At 32.5% G+C, this 17,008-nt stretch carries 11 protein-coding genes; 3 read left to right on the forward strand and 8 right to left on the reverse strand.

The genetic code is table 11. From position 1 onward, the window contains the following. Nucleotides 1–199 precede the first annotated feature (199 nt). On the reverse strand, nt 200–610 hold the full coding sequence (locus tag AC6CHV_RS07100; RefSeq protein WP_498078459.1) for a GtrA family protein: 411 nt from the start codon (nt 608–610) through the stop codon (nt 200–202). After that, a complete protein-coding gene (locus tag AC6CHV_RS07105) occupies nt 597–1,565 on the reverse strand; it encodes a glycosyltransferase (RefSeq protein ID WP_498078460.1) in 969 nt (322 codons plus the stop codon). Before AC6CHV_RS07105 ends, AC6CHV_RS07100 begins: the two co-directional genes overlap by 14 nt. A gap of 165 nt (nt 1,566–1,730) precedes the next feature. Between AC6CHV_RS07105 and AC6CHV_RS07110 the strand changes: the two genes are divergently transcribed. Beyond that, nucleotides 1,731–3,197, forward strand: coding sequence for a glycosyltransferase family 39 protein (locus tag AC6CHV_RS07110; RefSeq protein ID WP_498078461.1), 1,467 nt, complete (start codon nt 1,731–1,733; stop codon nt 3,195–3,197). Nucleotides 3,198–3,427: 230 nt separating this feature from the next. Next, nucleotides 3,428–4,384 (forward strand): polyisoprenyl-teichoic acid--peptidoglycan teichoic acid transferase TagU, encoded by a 957-nt coding sequence (gene tagU / locus AC6CHV_RS07115; protein WP_498078462.1) that lies wholly within the window; start codon nt 3,428–3,430, stop codon nt 4,382–4,384. 98 nt (nt 4,385–4,482) lie between these two features. On the opposite strand, the gene wecB is transcribed toward tagU, so the two are convergent. Next, nucleotides 4,483–5,625, reverse strand: a complete 1,143-nt coding sequence (gene wecB, locus AC6CHV_RS07120) for a non-hydrolyzing UDP-N-acetylglucosamine 2-epimerase (protein ID WP_498078463.1) — start codon at nt 5,623–5,625, stop codon at nt 4,483–4,485. Nucleotides 5,626–5,767: 142 nt separating this feature from the next. After that, nucleotides 5,768–7,825: a teichoic acids export ABC transporter ATP-binding subunit TagH gene (gene tagH, locus AC6CHV_RS07125; RefSeq protein ID WP_498078464.1), complete on the reverse strand. Its 2,058-nt coding sequence runs from the start codon at nt 7,823–7,825 to the stop codon at nt 5,768–5,770. A 220-nt stretch (nt 7,826–8,045) separates the two neighbouring features. Here tagH and AC6CHV_RS07130 point away from each other — a divergent pair, with 220 nt between their 5' ends. After that, nucleotides 8,046–9,065: an NAD(P)H-dependent glycerol-3-phosphate dehydrogenase gene (locus AC6CHV_RS07130; RefSeq protein WP_498078465.1), complete on the forward strand. Its 1,020-nt coding sequence runs from the start codon at nt 8,046–8,048 to the stop codon at nt 9,063–9,065. 18 nt (nt 9,066–9,083) lie between these two features. Here the strand turns inward: AC6CHV_RS07130 and AC6CHV_RS07135 are convergent, their stop codons facing one another. The 4 genes from AC6CHV_RS07135 to AC6CHV_RS07150 form a co-directional block, all read right to left on the reverse strand. Beyond that, nucleotides 9,084–9,914: an ABC transporter permease gene (locus tag AC6CHV_RS07135; RefSeq protein ID WP_498078466.1), complete on the reverse strand. Its 831-nt coding sequence runs from the start codon at nt 9,912–9,914 to the stop codon at nt 9,084–9,086. 325 nt (nt 9,915–10,239) lie between these two features. Beyond that, a complete protein-coding gene (locus AC6CHV_RS07140) occupies nt 10,240–11,589 on the reverse strand; it encodes a polysaccharide pyruvyl transferase family protein (protein WP_498078467.1) in 1,350 nt (449 codons plus the stop codon). A gap of 240 nt (nt 11,590–11,829) precedes the next feature. Further along, on the reverse strand, nt 11,830–14,487 hold the full coding sequence (locus AC6CHV_RS07145; protein WP_498078468.1) for a CDP-glycerol glycerophosphotransferase family protein: 2,658 nt from the start codon (nt 14,485–14,487) through the stop codon (nt 11,830–11,832). Continuing rightward, nucleotides 14,480–17,005, reverse strand: coding sequence for a CDP-glycerol glycerophosphotransferase family protein (locus AC6CHV_RS07150; protein ID WP_498078469.1), 2,526 nt, complete (start codon nt 17,003–17,005; stop codon nt 14,480–14,482). Before AC6CHV_RS07150 ends, AC6CHV_RS07145 begins: the two co-directional genes overlap by 8 nt. Nucleotides 17,006–17,008 lie beyond the last annotated feature (3 nt).

Genomic DNA, 17,008 nt, shown 5'->3' on the forward strand with positions numbered 1-17,008 from the left:
CGTAAAAACACCATTCAATGTTACAACTTTCCATAAATAAAATAGTGAAATCGATTTACACTAAGAATACTTATACACTCACATGATTCGAAACCTAACCTGATTATTAGGTGGTTCAAAGAAAAAGGCCATACAATCATGTATGACTTTATCCACATTATTTCCATAATATAATGATATTTTCTAGATAAACGAAACATCATATCTTCCGGTGTAACTTCTGCTTTTTAAAAATAAAAAGTTTACTAACTACATAGTTAAATAGAATAACTATGACATTGGCGATAATTTTCGAAACAAGATCATCAAAGTTCAAGATCTCAAATAACAAAATCATTGATACAATATCAAGAACATAGGATAGAAGGCGAAAGAAAACAAAGAATAAAAGTTCTTTAGTGACATTTAATAAGGCTTTATTTTTATTGGCAAAGACCAAAAATTTATTCGTTACATAAGCAAAAGAAACTGAAACAATCCATGCAAGAGTTGTTGAGACTTTATAATCAAGGAATAGTACATCTGTTGTAAGAATATAAACAGTAATATTGACAAGCGTTGTTAGAACACCAAATATTAAATACAGTACAATCTCTTTATAAGCCTTCACTTCTTACATTCTCCCTATTCCCTGCCTTTTCGCCATTGTATTCATCCACAAAATACAGGGGCCTTTTTTTTGTTTCATTAAAGATACGCCCTAAATATTCACCTATAACCCCTAAAGATAGGAGCTGGATTCCACCTAAAAACAAAATAATGGTCATTAATGAGGGATATCCGGAAACCGATTCTCCAAATAGTAAAGTCTTAGCAATAATCCAAATCATATACAAAAAAGCAAATAAAGATACAATTACACCAAATAGGGATGAAAGTCGTAACGGAAATGTTGTAAATGAGCTAATTCCTTCTATTGCTAAATCGATAAGCTTAAAATAATTCCACTTTGTTTCACCAGCAGCTCTTGGATCACGTTCAAATAGTATTTCCTTCTTATTATACCCAATCCAACTAAACATCCCTTTTGTATATCTTTGGGACTCCCTTAGCTGTTTCAACGCTTCTACACATCTTCTATCTAGGAGACGAAAGTCCCCCGTATCCTCCTGTATGGGAATGTTTGTAGTTCGCTTCAACATTTTATAAAATTTGGCCGATGTCCATTGCTTTAACCACGTTTCACCTGTACGAGAACTTCTCTTTGCATAGACATCATCATAGCCTTCCTCCCAATACCGGATCATTTCGGGGATAAGTTCCGGGGGATCCTGTAAGTCAGCATCAATAATAACAACAGCATCCCCCATCGCGTGGTCTAGGCCAGCAATCATCGCTGTTTCTTTCCCAAAGTTTCGAGAAAGATCAACATACGAAACACGATAGTCACTTCTGCGCAGTTCTTTTATAATATTCAATGTATTATCTTTACTACCATCATTCACAAAAAGAAACTCAAAATTGTAGCCCCCAAGTTGATTTGTTACAAATTGTAAGCGGTCATACAGTTGACTTAATACCTCTTCCTCGTTATATGCAGGAATTAAAACCGTAATTGACTTCATCGCCATTCCCCTAACTATTATTTTCGCTGTACTGAGTATAAAAGATAATCTATGACACTTTCAACCAAAATTAACGGTATAAAACCTAAAATGAACGAATTAACACAACACTCTGAAAAGGAGTATAATAGATAGTAAATATAGCCTATTACACATGCAAGGAGAGTGGAATCTATACAACCGCAAAACATGATAATAAGGAGTCTATTCCTTATCTCCATCCTTATTTTTATACCGATTTTTATTCTTACCTTTCAGGAAGTTTCAGAGTACTACAAACATGATAACATTCTGTTAATAGTACTAGGAACTGCTGGAATTGTCCTTTTGGTTGCCTTTTTCCTTTCCATGAGAAAGATATCGACTACACTCTATATAGTTATTTTATTATTCATTGCATTTTCATTTAGACTAAGTTGGGTGCTAAATATAGATTCGGAAATCATATCCGACTTCGAAGTAATGTATAACGCAGCTAGACGAGCTGCGGAGGGAGATTTTGGTTTTACATCCGAAGGCATATATTTCATGAGATGGGGCTATCAGTTAGGTTTTACGATGTATCAAGCATTAATTATCTATATATTTGGCGATAGCACATTTTTTTTGAAGTTATTTAACATTTTGTATAGCGTAGGTACTTCATTCCTGATTTATTTAATAGGAAAAAAACTATTCAATGAAACTAGCGGAAGAACTGCAGGCTTTCTCTATGCTGTCTCAATTCCAAATATCGTTATGACTTCGGTTCTAACAAATCAGTATCTGGCGATTTTTCTTTTTTATTTTGCTTTTTATTTACTGATTAGTGACTATTACGAAAAAAAATATTCATGGTTAGCAATTGGTTTATTCCTGGCACTAGGAGATATTAGCCGACCTTTGGGCAGTTTCATATTACTAGCTGTTGGATTATACCTATTCATTGCCTATATGTTACAATCCAACAAATTGCAAAAACTAGCGACTGTAAAAAAATTCACAGGTATTATAGTAACTTTCTATCTTGTTCATTATGTATTCAATTTTGCATTCGTTTCCACAGGAGTAACTCCATACTCGCTTGAAAACAGAGAACCTCTTTGGAAATTTGTAACGGGATTAAACCATGAAACAATCGGTGTTTTTTCTGATGCTGACGCCTCCTATTTATCTCAATTTCCTGTTGGTGAAGATAGAGATAATGCAAGTAAGGAGTTAATTAAAGATAGGATTGCTGATAAGTCGGAGTTAATTACTCTATTTAAAGAAAAATTCATCTATATGTGGACAAGCCATGATGGATCAATTATTTGGGGATTACGATCGGGTGAACATGATTATACCAATTTAAAAGAGTCTCTAACTAAAATTGAACGAGTTATTTACATTATATCAACGCTTTTTATAATCATTGGTTTAATACGGTTACTTTTTAATAGAAAAGTCAATTTAACCGTATCGCTTTTTCTCTTATTAGTAATAGGTTATGTATGTGTTCATTTACTAATTGAAATTCAAACGAGATATCGATTTTTTATTATACCAAGTTTTACCCTTATTCAAGGACTAGGGATATATATAATTTTGGAATTCTCAAAAAAGATAATGACTTATTTTCCAACTACATACACGCAAAGGAAAAGCGTATAGGTAGGTAAGGGTTTGTTATTTTTCATCATATTTTGCAAAATTGAGCGAGCTTTTATCCTTATTTGCAGAATTTCCTCGGAAATTGTTGAATTATGTACTGCATTATGAGTAAGTTTTAAAAATATTGGTAAAACACCATTGAATTTCCAAATAGTTTCCATTGTTATTACCTTAAAACAAGCTTATAATTCATTGTTGTTGACATTTTTAGACAAAAAGGGAGATAAAATATGGGGAGACAAGATAAAAAGAAAATGAGCACAGGTAAGAAAGTGCTAATCTCAATATTAAGTGTTTTTATCGTAGTGATACTAGCCGCTGGTGGATATGGCTTTTACTTATATAATTCAGTAGCAAAAACGGTTGATTCAATGCACACGCCAATCGACCGCGAAAAGTCGGAAAAGCGTGTGGAAGATGTTGTTTTTGAAAAACAAGATCCAATTTCAGTATTGTTAATGGGTGTGGATGCTCGTAAAGGAGACAGAGGCCGTTCAGACACATTAATTGTCCTAACAGTTAACCCAAGTGACAAATCAATGAAAATGGTAAGTATTCCAAGGGATACAAGAACTGAAATTGTCGGTAAAGGATTCCAGGATAAAATCAATCATGCTTATGCATTTGGTGGACCAGAAATGGCAATTAATACCGTAGAAAACTTCTTGGATATACCGATTGATTATTATGTGCAAGTCAATATGGAAAGTTTCAAGGATATTGTAGATGCTGTTGGTGGAATAACGGTTAATAACGACTTTGATTTTAGCTTTGAGGGTTACACATTTAATAAAGGCCAGCTTTCTTTGGATGGAAAAGAAGCCTTGGCATATTCTCGAATGAGAAAAGAGGACCCAAGAGGAGACTTTGGACGCCAGGATAGACAGAGACAAATAATTCAAGGTGTAATTGAGAAAGGCGCAAGTTTTACTACTTTAACAAACTTTAGTGATATTATGGGAGCAATCGGCAAAAACATCCAAACCAATTTAACCTTTGACGAAATCGTTGGTATCCAAAAGAATTATAAAGATGCGAGACATAATGTAGAACAATCAATGGTGAAAGGACAAGGAACAAGAATCGACGGAATTTATTATTATTCTGTTCCTGAAGAAGAACGAACTGCCCTTTCATCCATGTTAAAAGAGCATTTACAGATGAATGATTCTATAACAAAAAGATAAACCCCACTGAACTGCCCGTATATGTTAGTAGAGTGTCTAACATTTACGGGGCAGTTCACAAAGGGTTTATCTTTTTTTCATGCGTATCGATGTTAATGTTACTGGAAAGAGTCAGGCGCCTTACTTGTTTTTCCAAAACGATAAAGAATTGCTTGGACAATTCGATATGCTGCTTGACCATCCCCATAAGGATTAGATACATTAGCCATTTTATTATATGTTGAATTATTGTTAAGAAGTTCATTCACTGATTGATAAAGTATATCTTCGTTTGTTCCAACTAGTTTTAATGCTCCTGCCTCTACTCCCTCTGGTCTCTCTGTCGTTTCTCTCATGATTAACACAGGAACCCCAAAAGAAGGTGCTTCTTCCTGAATACCCCCTGAATCTGTTAAGATTAAAAAAGCTCTCGAAGCAATATTATGAAAATCAATAACACTAAGAGGTTCAATTAAATGGATCCGTTCAATTCCATCAAAAACTTCATGAGCAATATTTAAAACAACTGGATTTAAGTGAACCGGAAACACAACATGGATATCTTGATGCTCCTCAACAATTCTTTTTACTGCCCTAAACATATTTTTCATAGGCTCTCCCAGGTTTTCTCTCCTGTGAGCCGTTAGTAAGATAAAACGATCGTTCCCTAATTGTTCAAGAACTTCATGGGCAAAGTTTTCTTTTACTGTTGTTTTTAAAGCATCTATAACTGTATTTCCGGTAATATAAATATTGTTTTTCTTCTTATTCTCCAAAAGTAGGTTTTCATAAGAACTTCTTGTAGGTGTAAAATGTAAATCAGCAATTACTCCTGTTAATTGACGGTTTATCTCTTCTGGGAAAGGTGAATATTTTTCCCAAGTTCTTAGTCCAGCTTCTACATGAGCAACTGTTACCTGATTATAATACGCTGCCAAACTTGCTACGAAAGATGTAGTAGTGTCTCCGTGAACCAATACTAGATTTGGATTCACTTCCTTGATTATTGTATCAAGCCCCTCTAATGCACGGGTGGTTACTCCAATTAAGTTTTGCCGTTCCTGCATAATATTCAGATCATAGTCGACATTTATTTCAAACACTTCTAGTACTTGATCAAGCATCTGGCGATGTTGAGCAGTTACGGCCACAAAAGATTGTATGACTTCTGGATGCTTCTCAAGCTCTTTTATTAGTGGTGCCATTTTGATAGCCTCGGGTCTTGTTCCGAAAATAGTTAATACTTTTAATCTGTTGGTCATGATATCTCCTCCTCCCCTCCTAATATTGAATTTTTGATTAATAAACTCAGAATGCAGTATTTGATCTTATAACCTAAACTTCATAAAAGTGTAAAAAATTGCAACAAGAATTGTCTTGTTGCAATTTTACGATTCCATCTTATTATGGACTACCTGGAGAAGTTGGTTCAGAAGGCGGAACTTCTGTATTTCCTCCACTCTCTGGTGGTGTACTTCCACCGGATTCCGGTGGAGTATTCTCTTGCGGTGGTTCCGGTTCTTCCGGCTTAACCGGTTCAGTTGGTACCGGATCTGGTTTCACAACCGGTTTCTCTGGTGTAGTTGGCACAGTAGGCTGTGGTTTGTTTTCAACTGGTTTAGTCGGCGTGCTTGGTCTTGTTGTACTTGGCTTTGTCGTTGTACTGGGTCTTGTTAGAGTTGTTTCAGTTTGACTGGGTACTACATCCACTCTATCACCTTCAGAGGCATATTCATTTGTTTGAGCAGATTCATCTTTTTCCGTTACTTCATATTCTCCCACACTCACAACATGATTCTTATCCTTTATCACAGGTCTAATTACCAAAGCATTTACATTACTAAAGTTATCAGCGTATACAACATAGTCATAGTTCTGACCGTGATACAACAATACAGATTCATCACTTCGAAGATTTGGTGCACCCGTACTCTCACTAAAATCCTCAATATTTAAGTTAGTGTTTAGGTTATAGGTAATCTCATCTACTTTACCATTTTCGTCAAAACTAAATCCTTGCCTATCATCCTGATTAGGAACTGTTTGCTCAGTTAATGAAAAAGAAGAGTCAAGGCTAGATAAATCAACATTTAATAACTCTGAAATAGTAGTTATGTATTTTGTATCCACATCATCTTTTGCTTCTAATTTAGAAACTATTTGTTCACTAATCCATACTTCTTGATTGCCTTCAATATAGAATTTCAACCAATTAAAATCTTCTGTTGGATCCTTTTTTATTTCCGACACATAGAAAGCTTGACCGAAATATAACATATTTACGCGATTACTATTAGCCATATCAGGCGTATCTCTTACAAATGCAGCAGAGACATTTACGTATCGAATATCGAGAGTCTCCTCAATGATGGCAGGCTCTTTTACTTCCTCTGTATTTATTTTAGGTGGCTCTGACTCGACAATAACCTCGCTTTGCACTTTTGGTTCCTGCTCAGGTTGCTTACCGGCCATTAACTTGTCCCACCCCACGGCTACACCTGTACCAAGTAATGCAATGAAGATAATACCTATTAACCAGAACTTACCTTTTCCTCGCTTGCGTTTTATTCTACTATTTGAGGGAGGGACTACCCTGTCATTTCTGTCATTACTATCATTGCTATCATTTTTATCATCGCTTTTATGATTATCGTCAGGTTGAACCAGTTTCTTTTTTTTACTTCTTCTATCATTTATTTGCTTCTTGAACTGTTCCTGCTCTTTTTTCGACATCTTTTTGAAGTCTTTGATAAACTTTTCATACTGAGGAACAACTTCTTCTATTGTCCCAAAGGCTTTTATTTCCCCACCCTCAAGCCAAAGTGCTTTTTGACAGAACTCTTTAATTTGGCCAATCGAATGACTAATAAAAAAGATGGTCTTACCTCTTTCTTTAAATTCATTCATTTTCGCCAAGCTTTTGTTAGCAAAAGTCTTATCCCCGACTGAAAGTGCCTCGTCAATCACTAGGATATCTGGATCAATCGTTACAGAGATTGCAAAACCTAGGCGGGACTTCATTCCGCTAGAGTATTTTTTTACAGGCTGATCAATAAAATCACCAATATCAGCAAATTCTATGATTTCAGGCATCATATCCTCAATTTGATTTTTTGAAAAACCTAGCATTAAACATTTTAGCTCTATGTTTTCTCTTCCTGTAAGTTGATTATTTAAACCGGTTCCAATTGAGATTAGTGAAACATCACCATTTAATTCAATTTTTCCTTCAGTTGGCGGGATTACGCCTGAAATAAGATTAGATAAGGTCGATTTACCTGATCCATTAATTCCTATTACCCCAATAACGTCACCTTTTTCAGCAGTAAAGCTAATATCCTGAAGGGCATAGAAGTCTTTTCCATACCCACTTGGCAAAGCTATATCTAACAACTTATCGGAAGTTTTGTGATACATCTTATATTTTTTTGTAACATTTCGAAAGATAACAGAACTACTCATGTTTGCTCCTTTAATACAGCACTAATATTTACTTACTTATAATATCATAAAAACTATTCTACATTAATTGTTAAAATAGTGAAAACGACGTTTCTAAAATTATTGTTTATCTCATATTTACTATTCCCTAGCGACCTTATTTATGTATATATTTATATAATGAATATAATAACAAACTAAAAGACTACATTCATAAAAACACAAGATAGGGGTAAGGACTGTGACAAAGATAGCTGTTTTAGGGGCTGGAAGTTGGGGGACCGCTCTTTCAATGGTACTTGCTGATAACGGACATGAAGTTCGATTATGGGGCAAGAACAAAGATCAAATTAATGAAATTAATAAGTACCATACTAATAAGAGGTACCTTCCAAATATCCGACTACAAGACTCAATTATAGGATATACATCATTATCTGCATCATTAAAAGATATAGAAACTATACTATTGGTGGTACCTACCAAAGCAATTAGAGAAGTACTTTTTCAAGTACGTCAATTAATTAATCGACCCGTTTTAATCATACATGCAAGCAAAGGGATAGAACCAATAACATTAAAATGTATTTCTGAAATTATTAAAGAAGAATTACCATCACAACTGCTTAAGGATATTGTTGTTTTATCTGGACCAAGTCATGCAGAGGAAGTTATACTAAAACATCCAACAACCGTAACGTCAGCTAGCTCAAACTTGGAAGCGGCAGAATCTGTTCAAGATTTATTTATGAACTCATATTTTAGGGTCTATACTAATTCAGATATATTGGGAGTCGAGCTTGGAGGTGCGTTAAAAAATATCATTGCACTTGGTGCAGGCATTTCTGATGGTCTCGGATTTGGTGACAATGCAAAGGCTGCCTTGATAACACGTGGCCTTGCAGAGATTACTAAATTAGGCGTTGCTATGGGTGCAGATCCATTAACATTTTCTGGTTTATCTGGGATGGGCGATTTGATTGTAACTTGTACTAGTGTTCATAGCAGAAACTGGAGAGCAGGAAACCTTATAGGGAAAGGTTACTCGCTAGAAAGCGTCTTAAACGATATGGGAATGGCAGTTGAAGGAGTACGAACGACAAAAGCTGCGTATAATTTAGCACAAGAATATAAAGTTGATATGCCAATAACTAACGCCATTTACGAGGTATTATTTAACGACAAGGACCCAAGAAAAGCTGTTGATGTACTAATGAATAGACTTGGGAAAGATGAGAGTATACAAAATAAGGTGCCTTAGAAATCACGGCACCTTATTTTACAAATAATCTACAAAATGGTCTCTGAACTTAATATGTAATACGGATCCAATGATCAATAAAACAAGGATTACTACCCAAAAGTATAAGGTATACGTAAGATTTTCAATGGGGTACCAAGATAACCCAAGTATAGAATATCGGTATCCTTCGGCAAGATAATAGATTGGATTTAACTTCATTATTGTATGTATTATTTCTGGCTTCAAGAAATAAGGTGGCCATAAAAAAGGGGATAGATAAATTAAAACCCTTACTAGTGATTGAACAACCATTTGCACATCTCTAACAATTGTTGCCAAAGTTGATGTGATTAGCGTTAAAGAGATTAAAAAAATAACGGTAGAGAAAATAAAATAAGGCAATTGTAAATAATAGATAGATATTGGATATCCTATAAACTGCATTATAACTAGTATAATGACTAACAACATCAAATGTTGGTAAAGTCTAGAAAAAATCACATATGAAGGAATAATACTTATTGGAAAATTCATTTTTGAAATTACTTTTATTCTCGTATATATAGATTTTGACCCTTGAAGAATGGACTGGTTGATAAAAAACCATACAACAATTGCCGAAAGCAACCAAGGAACGTATTGTATAATTGTATCTCCTACTAATACATCTCCCCTCCCACTACTTCGAAAAATCCCAAAACCAAATACAAACCAGTAAATTGTAATTTGAATCATTGGACTAATTAATTCCCAAAGCAAACCCAAATACGTATTGGTGTTGGCAGTTTTAAATTCGTACACTGACAGTCTTCTAATTAAGTAAAAGTTTTTAATTTGTTCCTTTAATATTGTAATTACAGACTTCATGAAAATTTGATACCCTTCTTTTTTATTTGAGCATTTATAACCTTCGTCTTTTAACATAAATACAATTGTAAAATGACAACCCTTTTTGAATAATGAGTCTACCCGTTTAATTTTTTATTTACAACTTAAATAATGAATTAATAAACATGGCCAATAAACTTTACAACCAACCTAATATTTTTAATCTAAGAAATATTCTTGAACCTCACAAAAAACTCTATTGTTATTATTCACTATAGCGACGTACTGAAACCGTATTTCTGAACCCTATATGAAACCCTTGGCACACGCATTTTGGCGTGACCAAGGGAAAAGGTTTTGATACCTATTTACTTTCAAGTTTCTTTATTTTATTTTTAAGGTCTGAAATAGTCTTATCCTTAGCTTTAATTACTTTTGCATGGTTTTCATTTATTTTTTCCGCTTTAGCTAACATGATTTCAAAACCCTTTTCAAGTCTTGTTCTCATTTCATCAGGATTACATGTAGTTATTGAACCGATTGGTTTTTTTAGTTCAATAGATTCAAGCTTATTTTCTAGTGGCTGCTTAACACCTTCAGTATTTCTGTCATAAATATGTTCAATCCCATTTGTCGCAAGGAAATTAATAAAATTATCATAGTTTTTCTGATGAGTCTTCTCTACAGCATGGAAATCAACCTTCTCAACCAAATCTTCAAGACGTGAATAACCATTTATTTCTTCTGAAGAAACCCTAGGTAAATTATGGAATTCCGTTAACTCTCTCATACGAGCATCTATTGGGATTGTAATACTTGGAGTTCCAGCAAGTGTTGGTACTATATTACCATGCAATCTTGTCCCAATACTTAAATCAACAGTTTTCATATGGTCGATCCAAGTTGGTGCATTTAAGAAATATTTAACCTTTCCTTTTTTAAAGAAATGGCTATAAAGACTATTAGGATAGTTAGCTAATTTTCTGTTAACTGCCCCACCTATTAAAGGCGAACCAGCATACGTTAATAGCATCTCATCCATATCTTGTGGAATGAATTCAGTGTTTTCAAATTGATGTGGTAGACCATTTAAAAACTCTAACACCTTCTGATCTGCAGCTGGTGTCATGTTAACATTAATAATAGAAGAATCACTTAAATTCAAGTCTCTAATCTTAATGTTATTTCCAAATGTATACATGGATGGACAACCTATTACTTGATGATCCCTTCCCTCTTTAAAGCCTAAAAATGAAAGATAGTCAGATGTAATTTGTCCTCTTAAGCCTAGCATACTAGACTTTTCTAAGACAGCTTTTACAAATCTCTTTACATCTTCATCAAAAGGACGTTTTGTCTTAATATTCGGCTCGTAAGGGAACTGCATTCCTAAACCTATTACATAAACCGGAATAGTAAGTTTTTCAATTAATTCAGTATACCTATTCAATGTAGGTATAAAACTTTTTCTAAATGCATTTGCTAAAGGAAAAACATAAGCATCATATGTTTCATTTATCATTTCTGCATCCTTTGGATTTTGCCCATAATAGTCTGATACTAATTCAACATTCTCTGTTGTCAAATTTCTATAAATACTGTAGGCATAAATTAAGTTCCCTACATTATTTCCAATAGTATTTCTTTTAATTATTTCATCTGCACCGAAAGTGTCTAACGGTGACATACCTGATCTTACTAATATTTTTTTCATAATTAAACTCCCCTAATTAAAATTTATTTAATAAAAAGTCAAATTAACTTTTCATCTAACTTTATCCTTAACATTTATTATTTTGATTTATTTGGAAAGGACAGAACATAATTATAAACCTTCAACCCTCACGATGGAAGTTGTATTTTATTGGTAACGATTCAAAGACTTTTCAAACTTAAGATCGAGAGTTTCCAATATAATCATTTTTTCATTTAATTAGCAATTCCCATGTGCACTTTATTCATTCATATACTTATAAAACATATCCATTGCCTGTTTGTTATATTCTTTATAATCGAAAGCCTTATATTTTGTATTTTCATTCATCATTTTTTCCATTCCTACTACTAATCCTTCGATGCTATTCTCTACAATTTCACCATAACCGTTCTCTAAAACACTTCGATTTCCTGGTATGTCAGTTGCAATAATAGGTTTATTTAGAATTAAGGTCTCTAAGAGAACCATCGGTTGTCCTTCGTGGTTTGAAGGTAGCACAAAACAATCACAATCATTAATCAAAGGAAAAGGATTGTCCAATTGACCCACAAGATGTATTTTGTCGGTTAATTTTAATGATTTTATCAATTCTTGTATCTCTTTTTTTAGTTCTCCGGATCCAATGATATATAAAGCAATATCCTCATTTATTTCGTACAGCCTTGAAAAAGCTCTTATTAATTTAGTTTGGTCTTTTTCGGGTGACATTCGACCCATTGTTACAAAATTATATGCTGACTTCTCAGGTACTAGGTGTCCCTGAATATTAACAATATCATTTACTATTGTATTATTCTTGATGTAATAATTCTTATCACCAATTTTAACAGTTTCTCTTAATTTAACTGAATCTAAAACATACTTGTAGTTAATAGAGTTATGCACATATACCATTTTCTCATTGCTATTTATAACTAAATGTTCCAGTTCACGTCTGTTTTTATTTCTTGTATGCTCTGCAACAGAAACAATGTAATCAAAATAATTATAAACCGGAAAGATAACATTAAGATTTTCTTTATGTTTAAAAACGCCATCAACTATTTTTTCATATTCCTCCATCATCTCATTATGTTGGAATATTAGTTTCTTTTTATCTGTAGTTGCAAGTAATAATGTCCAAAATTTAACATAGCCACTAAAATCAATAACAATATCTATTTTAGAATTTCCGAACATTCTTTGAAATTCTCTTCGATACATATTAATTATTTCTTGGTCTAAATAATTAATATGTCCTTTCCTAAAAAATTGTTCAGCTCCATATTTAAATAAATAGTTTTGTTTATCTACTTCGTCTAATAGGACATTCATACTTCCTACACGATAGTATTTTTTTACATTTTCATTTAGTTTATTGAAATTCTTCGCACTTTCTTCATCGTAGTTAGCTTTATCAGCGACTACAACATTGTATTTGCTATAATCTATATTGTTCATTAAGTTAATTGCTGAAGTTGTAACACCATTATTTAGAAATCCGCCACAATAAATTAGGATATTTATCTTTTCATCAGTTATAGTGTAAGTAAATTGATCATCGTTTTTGAATATCATATCAATTACCCGTTTTGTACTGTTACCATCCTCTAAACTTGAAAATTCATCCAAGCATTTTTGAATTTTATCCATATATATTTCTTGATATTGTTCTGCATTTTGAATTTCTTCAATTACTTCATTAATCTCCCGACAAATTGGACCTGGCATGTCTTTTAAATCTAAATAAAATCCGCGTTCAGCTTCATATTTTCTCAAATCATAGGCATAAAAAATAATTGGCATCTTTTTAGGTAAATAATCAAAAAATACACTTGAGTAATCAGTAATAAGCAAATCAACAATGCTTAATAGCTCATTTGTATCAATGTTGTCTGGTGCAATATTCAAATTTACTTTATGTTGTTTTAAATATTTTTGCATTAATGAGTGAACTCTTAGATAGATTGTGTATTCATTACCAACTTTTTCTTCGAGCCGTTTTGTATCTTCAATGATTTTATTAATTTCCCCGGATACGTTACCTACTTCCCCTCTCCAAGTAGGTGCATAGAGTAAAACTTTTTTATTCTTTCCAACTTTAAGCAAGTTTTTTATATTGCTGTTTTCTTGTAATACTTTGTCAACTCTTGGGTAACCTGTTACAGCAATTTTCCCTTGATAGATTCCTCTCAAATCATGAGAATCAATTATCTTTTCTGCTGTAAACTCATTAGGGTTTACAATATAATCTGTTTGTAAGAAGTTTCTCATTAGGTTTTTATGTTGTCCAAGACTCCCCATCATATGTTTGCCTAATGTTTTCAAAGGAGTACCGTGCCATGTATTAACATATACTTGTCCCTCTTTTTTAATAAAGTATGGGGGAAAAGATGTATTGTTTATTAGGTATTTACTTGAAGCCAAATAACGTAAATAATCATCGCTATTAATCTTTACAAATTCAACATTAGGTAATTCCAAAATATCTTGAGGACAGTTACCCATATCATTAAGAGCCCAGATGTGTTGATAATTATTGAATTCTGGGTCTTTAATCAAAGCTCTAAAAATCGCATATGGGTTACAACTAATATTTTTTCCATGAAAGCTCTCATATAATATAGTATTATCCATAATATCTAGACTTTCAAAATATGATGTATAGTTAACCTCTCTTCTAAACGTCTCATTTTTATTATATTTCTCTAATGTATTTGCTGCTACAGATCTATTTCTATCCAAATGAACTGCATTTGCAGTGTAACTTAACGTTTTTTGTTTTGGCATTTGCCTTTTTTTACTATTTACTTTCTTTTGTGAGCTTTTTTGTTCCTGGACTACTATTTTATATCCAGTCAACTTTTCAACCATTTTTTTTGCTTTTCTTAGTGGAACAATCATTTTATTATTCATTTTTATCCTCCGCTTCAATAATTGCACTACAAATTTCTAAATAAAACATATTTATGGCATGTAAATTATATTGATGATGATCGAATTTTTTTTGTTTTAATCCCTCATTAATAAACTTTTCCATCCCGCCTATTAAACCATTCACATTATTTTCGACCACTTCTCCATAGCCACCTTTAAGTACACTTCTGGAGCCGGCATTACTAGTTGCAATTATTGGTAACCCTAATAAAAGGGCTTCTAACAACACCATAGGTTGACCCTCATGATCTGATGACAAAATAAAACAGTCACATCTTTTCATAAAAAAAAATGGGTTTTCTAGCTGTCCAGTAAAAATTACTTTTGTTTGAAGACCTAATTTTATAGTAAGTTCCTTCAATTCCGATTCAAGTATTCCCTCACCAACAATATAAAGCTTTACATTCTTATAATGATTTGCAATTTTTGAAAAGGCACGAATTAGTTTTGAATGGTTTTTTTCAGGAGAGAGTCTACCTATACTTATTAAATTAATATCTGTTTTGTTTGGACTGATTATTCCTTCAACACTTATTTCTCCATTTCCTTCCTTTGATTTTTTCACAATAACTTCCTTATCAGATAAATTTATTTCTTCGCCTTCCTCCATCTGTCTAAAAACCTTTTCAGGGTCTATACAATTATGTATATATACTGCTTTCTCGGGTGCAATAAATTCTCTTAGGTTTTTTAAATTCAAGTCCCTTGTATTCTCCGAAACAGAAACAACCTTATCAAAGACTTTATACAACGGGAAAATAATATTCATATTTCTTCTATGTTTATACTTATTGTTAACTATTTTTTTAGATTCAGCACTCATATCATTATGCTGGTATATTGCTTTCGTTTTAACTTCAGAAAATGCAAAAAGTAAGCTCCAAAATGGTACATAACCACTAAAATCAACCACTATGTCAAATTTCAAATCTCCAAATACCCTTTTAAATTCTCTTTTATAAAGTGTTTTTGGAACAAACTGCCGTATTCTATTACCCTTTATACCCTTGTTCATAATGTAATAATGCTTATAATATTCAAAAATAGTTGTATTCATATCACCTAAGTAAAAAACCTTTTTTACTTTACGATTTACCTTCCGTAGGTTATCTCTCGTTATAGGATTATTACTGCCTTTGTCAACTAGTACAATATTATATTTGTTGTAATCAATTTGGTTAAATAAATTTATGGCTGAGGTAGTAATACCATTATGTAAAAATCCACCGCAATAAAATAAAATATTTTTTTTCTCATTCGATATTTTGTAAACATTTTTAGTCTCAACCTGTTTAAAAATGATTCCTATATACCTCTCCGTAACAGAGCCATCATTTTGATAACAAAATTCTTTTATAAATTTATCGTATATACTTTCACATTCAACTTCATATCTTTCAATGTTTTCTAATACATTTACTACAGCATTGATATTTCCGCAAATAGGACCGGGTAATTCGTTAAAAGTTATTCCAACAGTTGTATTAATAGATCCTTGCAAATTATTAGGGGTATAAAAAATTATCGGCCTCTTAGTAATTAAAAAGTCACAGAACAGGTTAGAATGATCAGAAATTAGTACATCAACTATTGATAAAATTTCACTATCGTCAAACCATGACGGAATAAAATAATGCTTTATATCTTTATCCCTTGTGAAAAATTTGTAAAATTGATTATTTACCTTTACTAGCAGTTGAAAGCCGAGTGGAATTCTCTTACCTAGGTAAGAGATAATATTTTGAACATTTTCTTTAATATTGTTATGATCTTCCGTACAATCTGGTGCGTAGAGAATAATCTTTTTTGACTTATTTATTTTGGTATACTCAGATAATCTTTCCTTTAGATCATTAGAATCAATATTTATTAATAAGTCTGTTCTTGGGTTACCTTCAACAATTATTTTCCCATTATATATTCCCTCTAAATGGTAAGACTCTATTCTATTGTTTGCCGAACTATGGCTTATGTTTAATATATAGTCTGAGTGCAATAAATTTCTGAGGATATTTCTCTCTTTAAACTCATATTCATAGCTATTATGTTGAACTTGCCTTTTCAAATAGGTTTCATTTCCGGTATTCACATAAATTTGCCCTTCTTTTTTTTGAAAATATGAAGGGAAACCACTGTTATTAATCAAATATTTTGCAGTAGTCAAATATTTAAGATAGGCATCACTGTGAACTTCGACAAACCTTATATTTTTTTTATTCCTATAATTATCATTTGGAATTACTTTTTCGCTATCTATAGCCCAAACATGTACAAAATCATCATACTCAGAATTCCCTAATAGATATTTAAAAAAAGCAAACGGGCTATCACCCATACCTATACCACCAAATGATTCGTATAATATTACCTTTTCTTTAATTGGCGATTTCTTGTAATAAAAAGTGTATTTTATAGACCTTTTAAATTCCATGTTTTTCCGCATTTCTAAAAAAGGTCTAACCAACAAATAAATTGCTGTTTTTATCTTATTAAACAATAT

The organism is Ferdinandcohnia sp. GQ5, from assembly GCF_059759275.1.

What these genes read in the sequence shown, in the direction of transcription:
- AC6CHV_RS07105 (WP_498078460.1), bottom strand. Translation starts at nt 1,565, where the DNA reads ATGAAGTCAATTACGGTTTTAATTCCTGCATATAACGAGGAAGAGGTA.
- tagU (WP_498078462.1), top strand. Translation starts at nt 3,428, where the DNA reads ATGGGGAGACAAGATAAAAAGAAAATGAGCACAGGTAAGAAAGTGCTA.
- wecB (WP_498078463.1), bottom strand. Translation starts at nt 5,625, where the DNA reads ATGACCAACAGATTAAAAGTATTAACTATTTTCGGAACAAGACCCGAG.
- tagH (WP_498078464.1), bottom strand. Translation starts at nt 7,825, where the DNA reads ATGAGTAGTTCTGTTATCTTTCGAAATGTTACAAAAAAATATAAGATG.
- AC6CHV_RS07135 (WP_498078466.1), bottom strand. Translation starts at nt 9,914, where the DNA reads ATGAAGTCTGTAATTACAATATTAAAGGAACAAATTAAAAACTTTTAC.
- AC6CHV_RS07140 (WP_498078467.1), bottom strand. Translation starts at nt 11,589, where the DNA reads ATGAAAAAAATATTAGTAAGATCAGGTATGTCACCGTTAGACACTTTC.
- AC6CHV_RS07145 (WP_498078468.1), bottom strand. Translation starts at nt 14,487, where the DNA reads ATGAATAATAAAATGATTGTTCCACTAAGAAAAGCAAAAAAAATGGTT.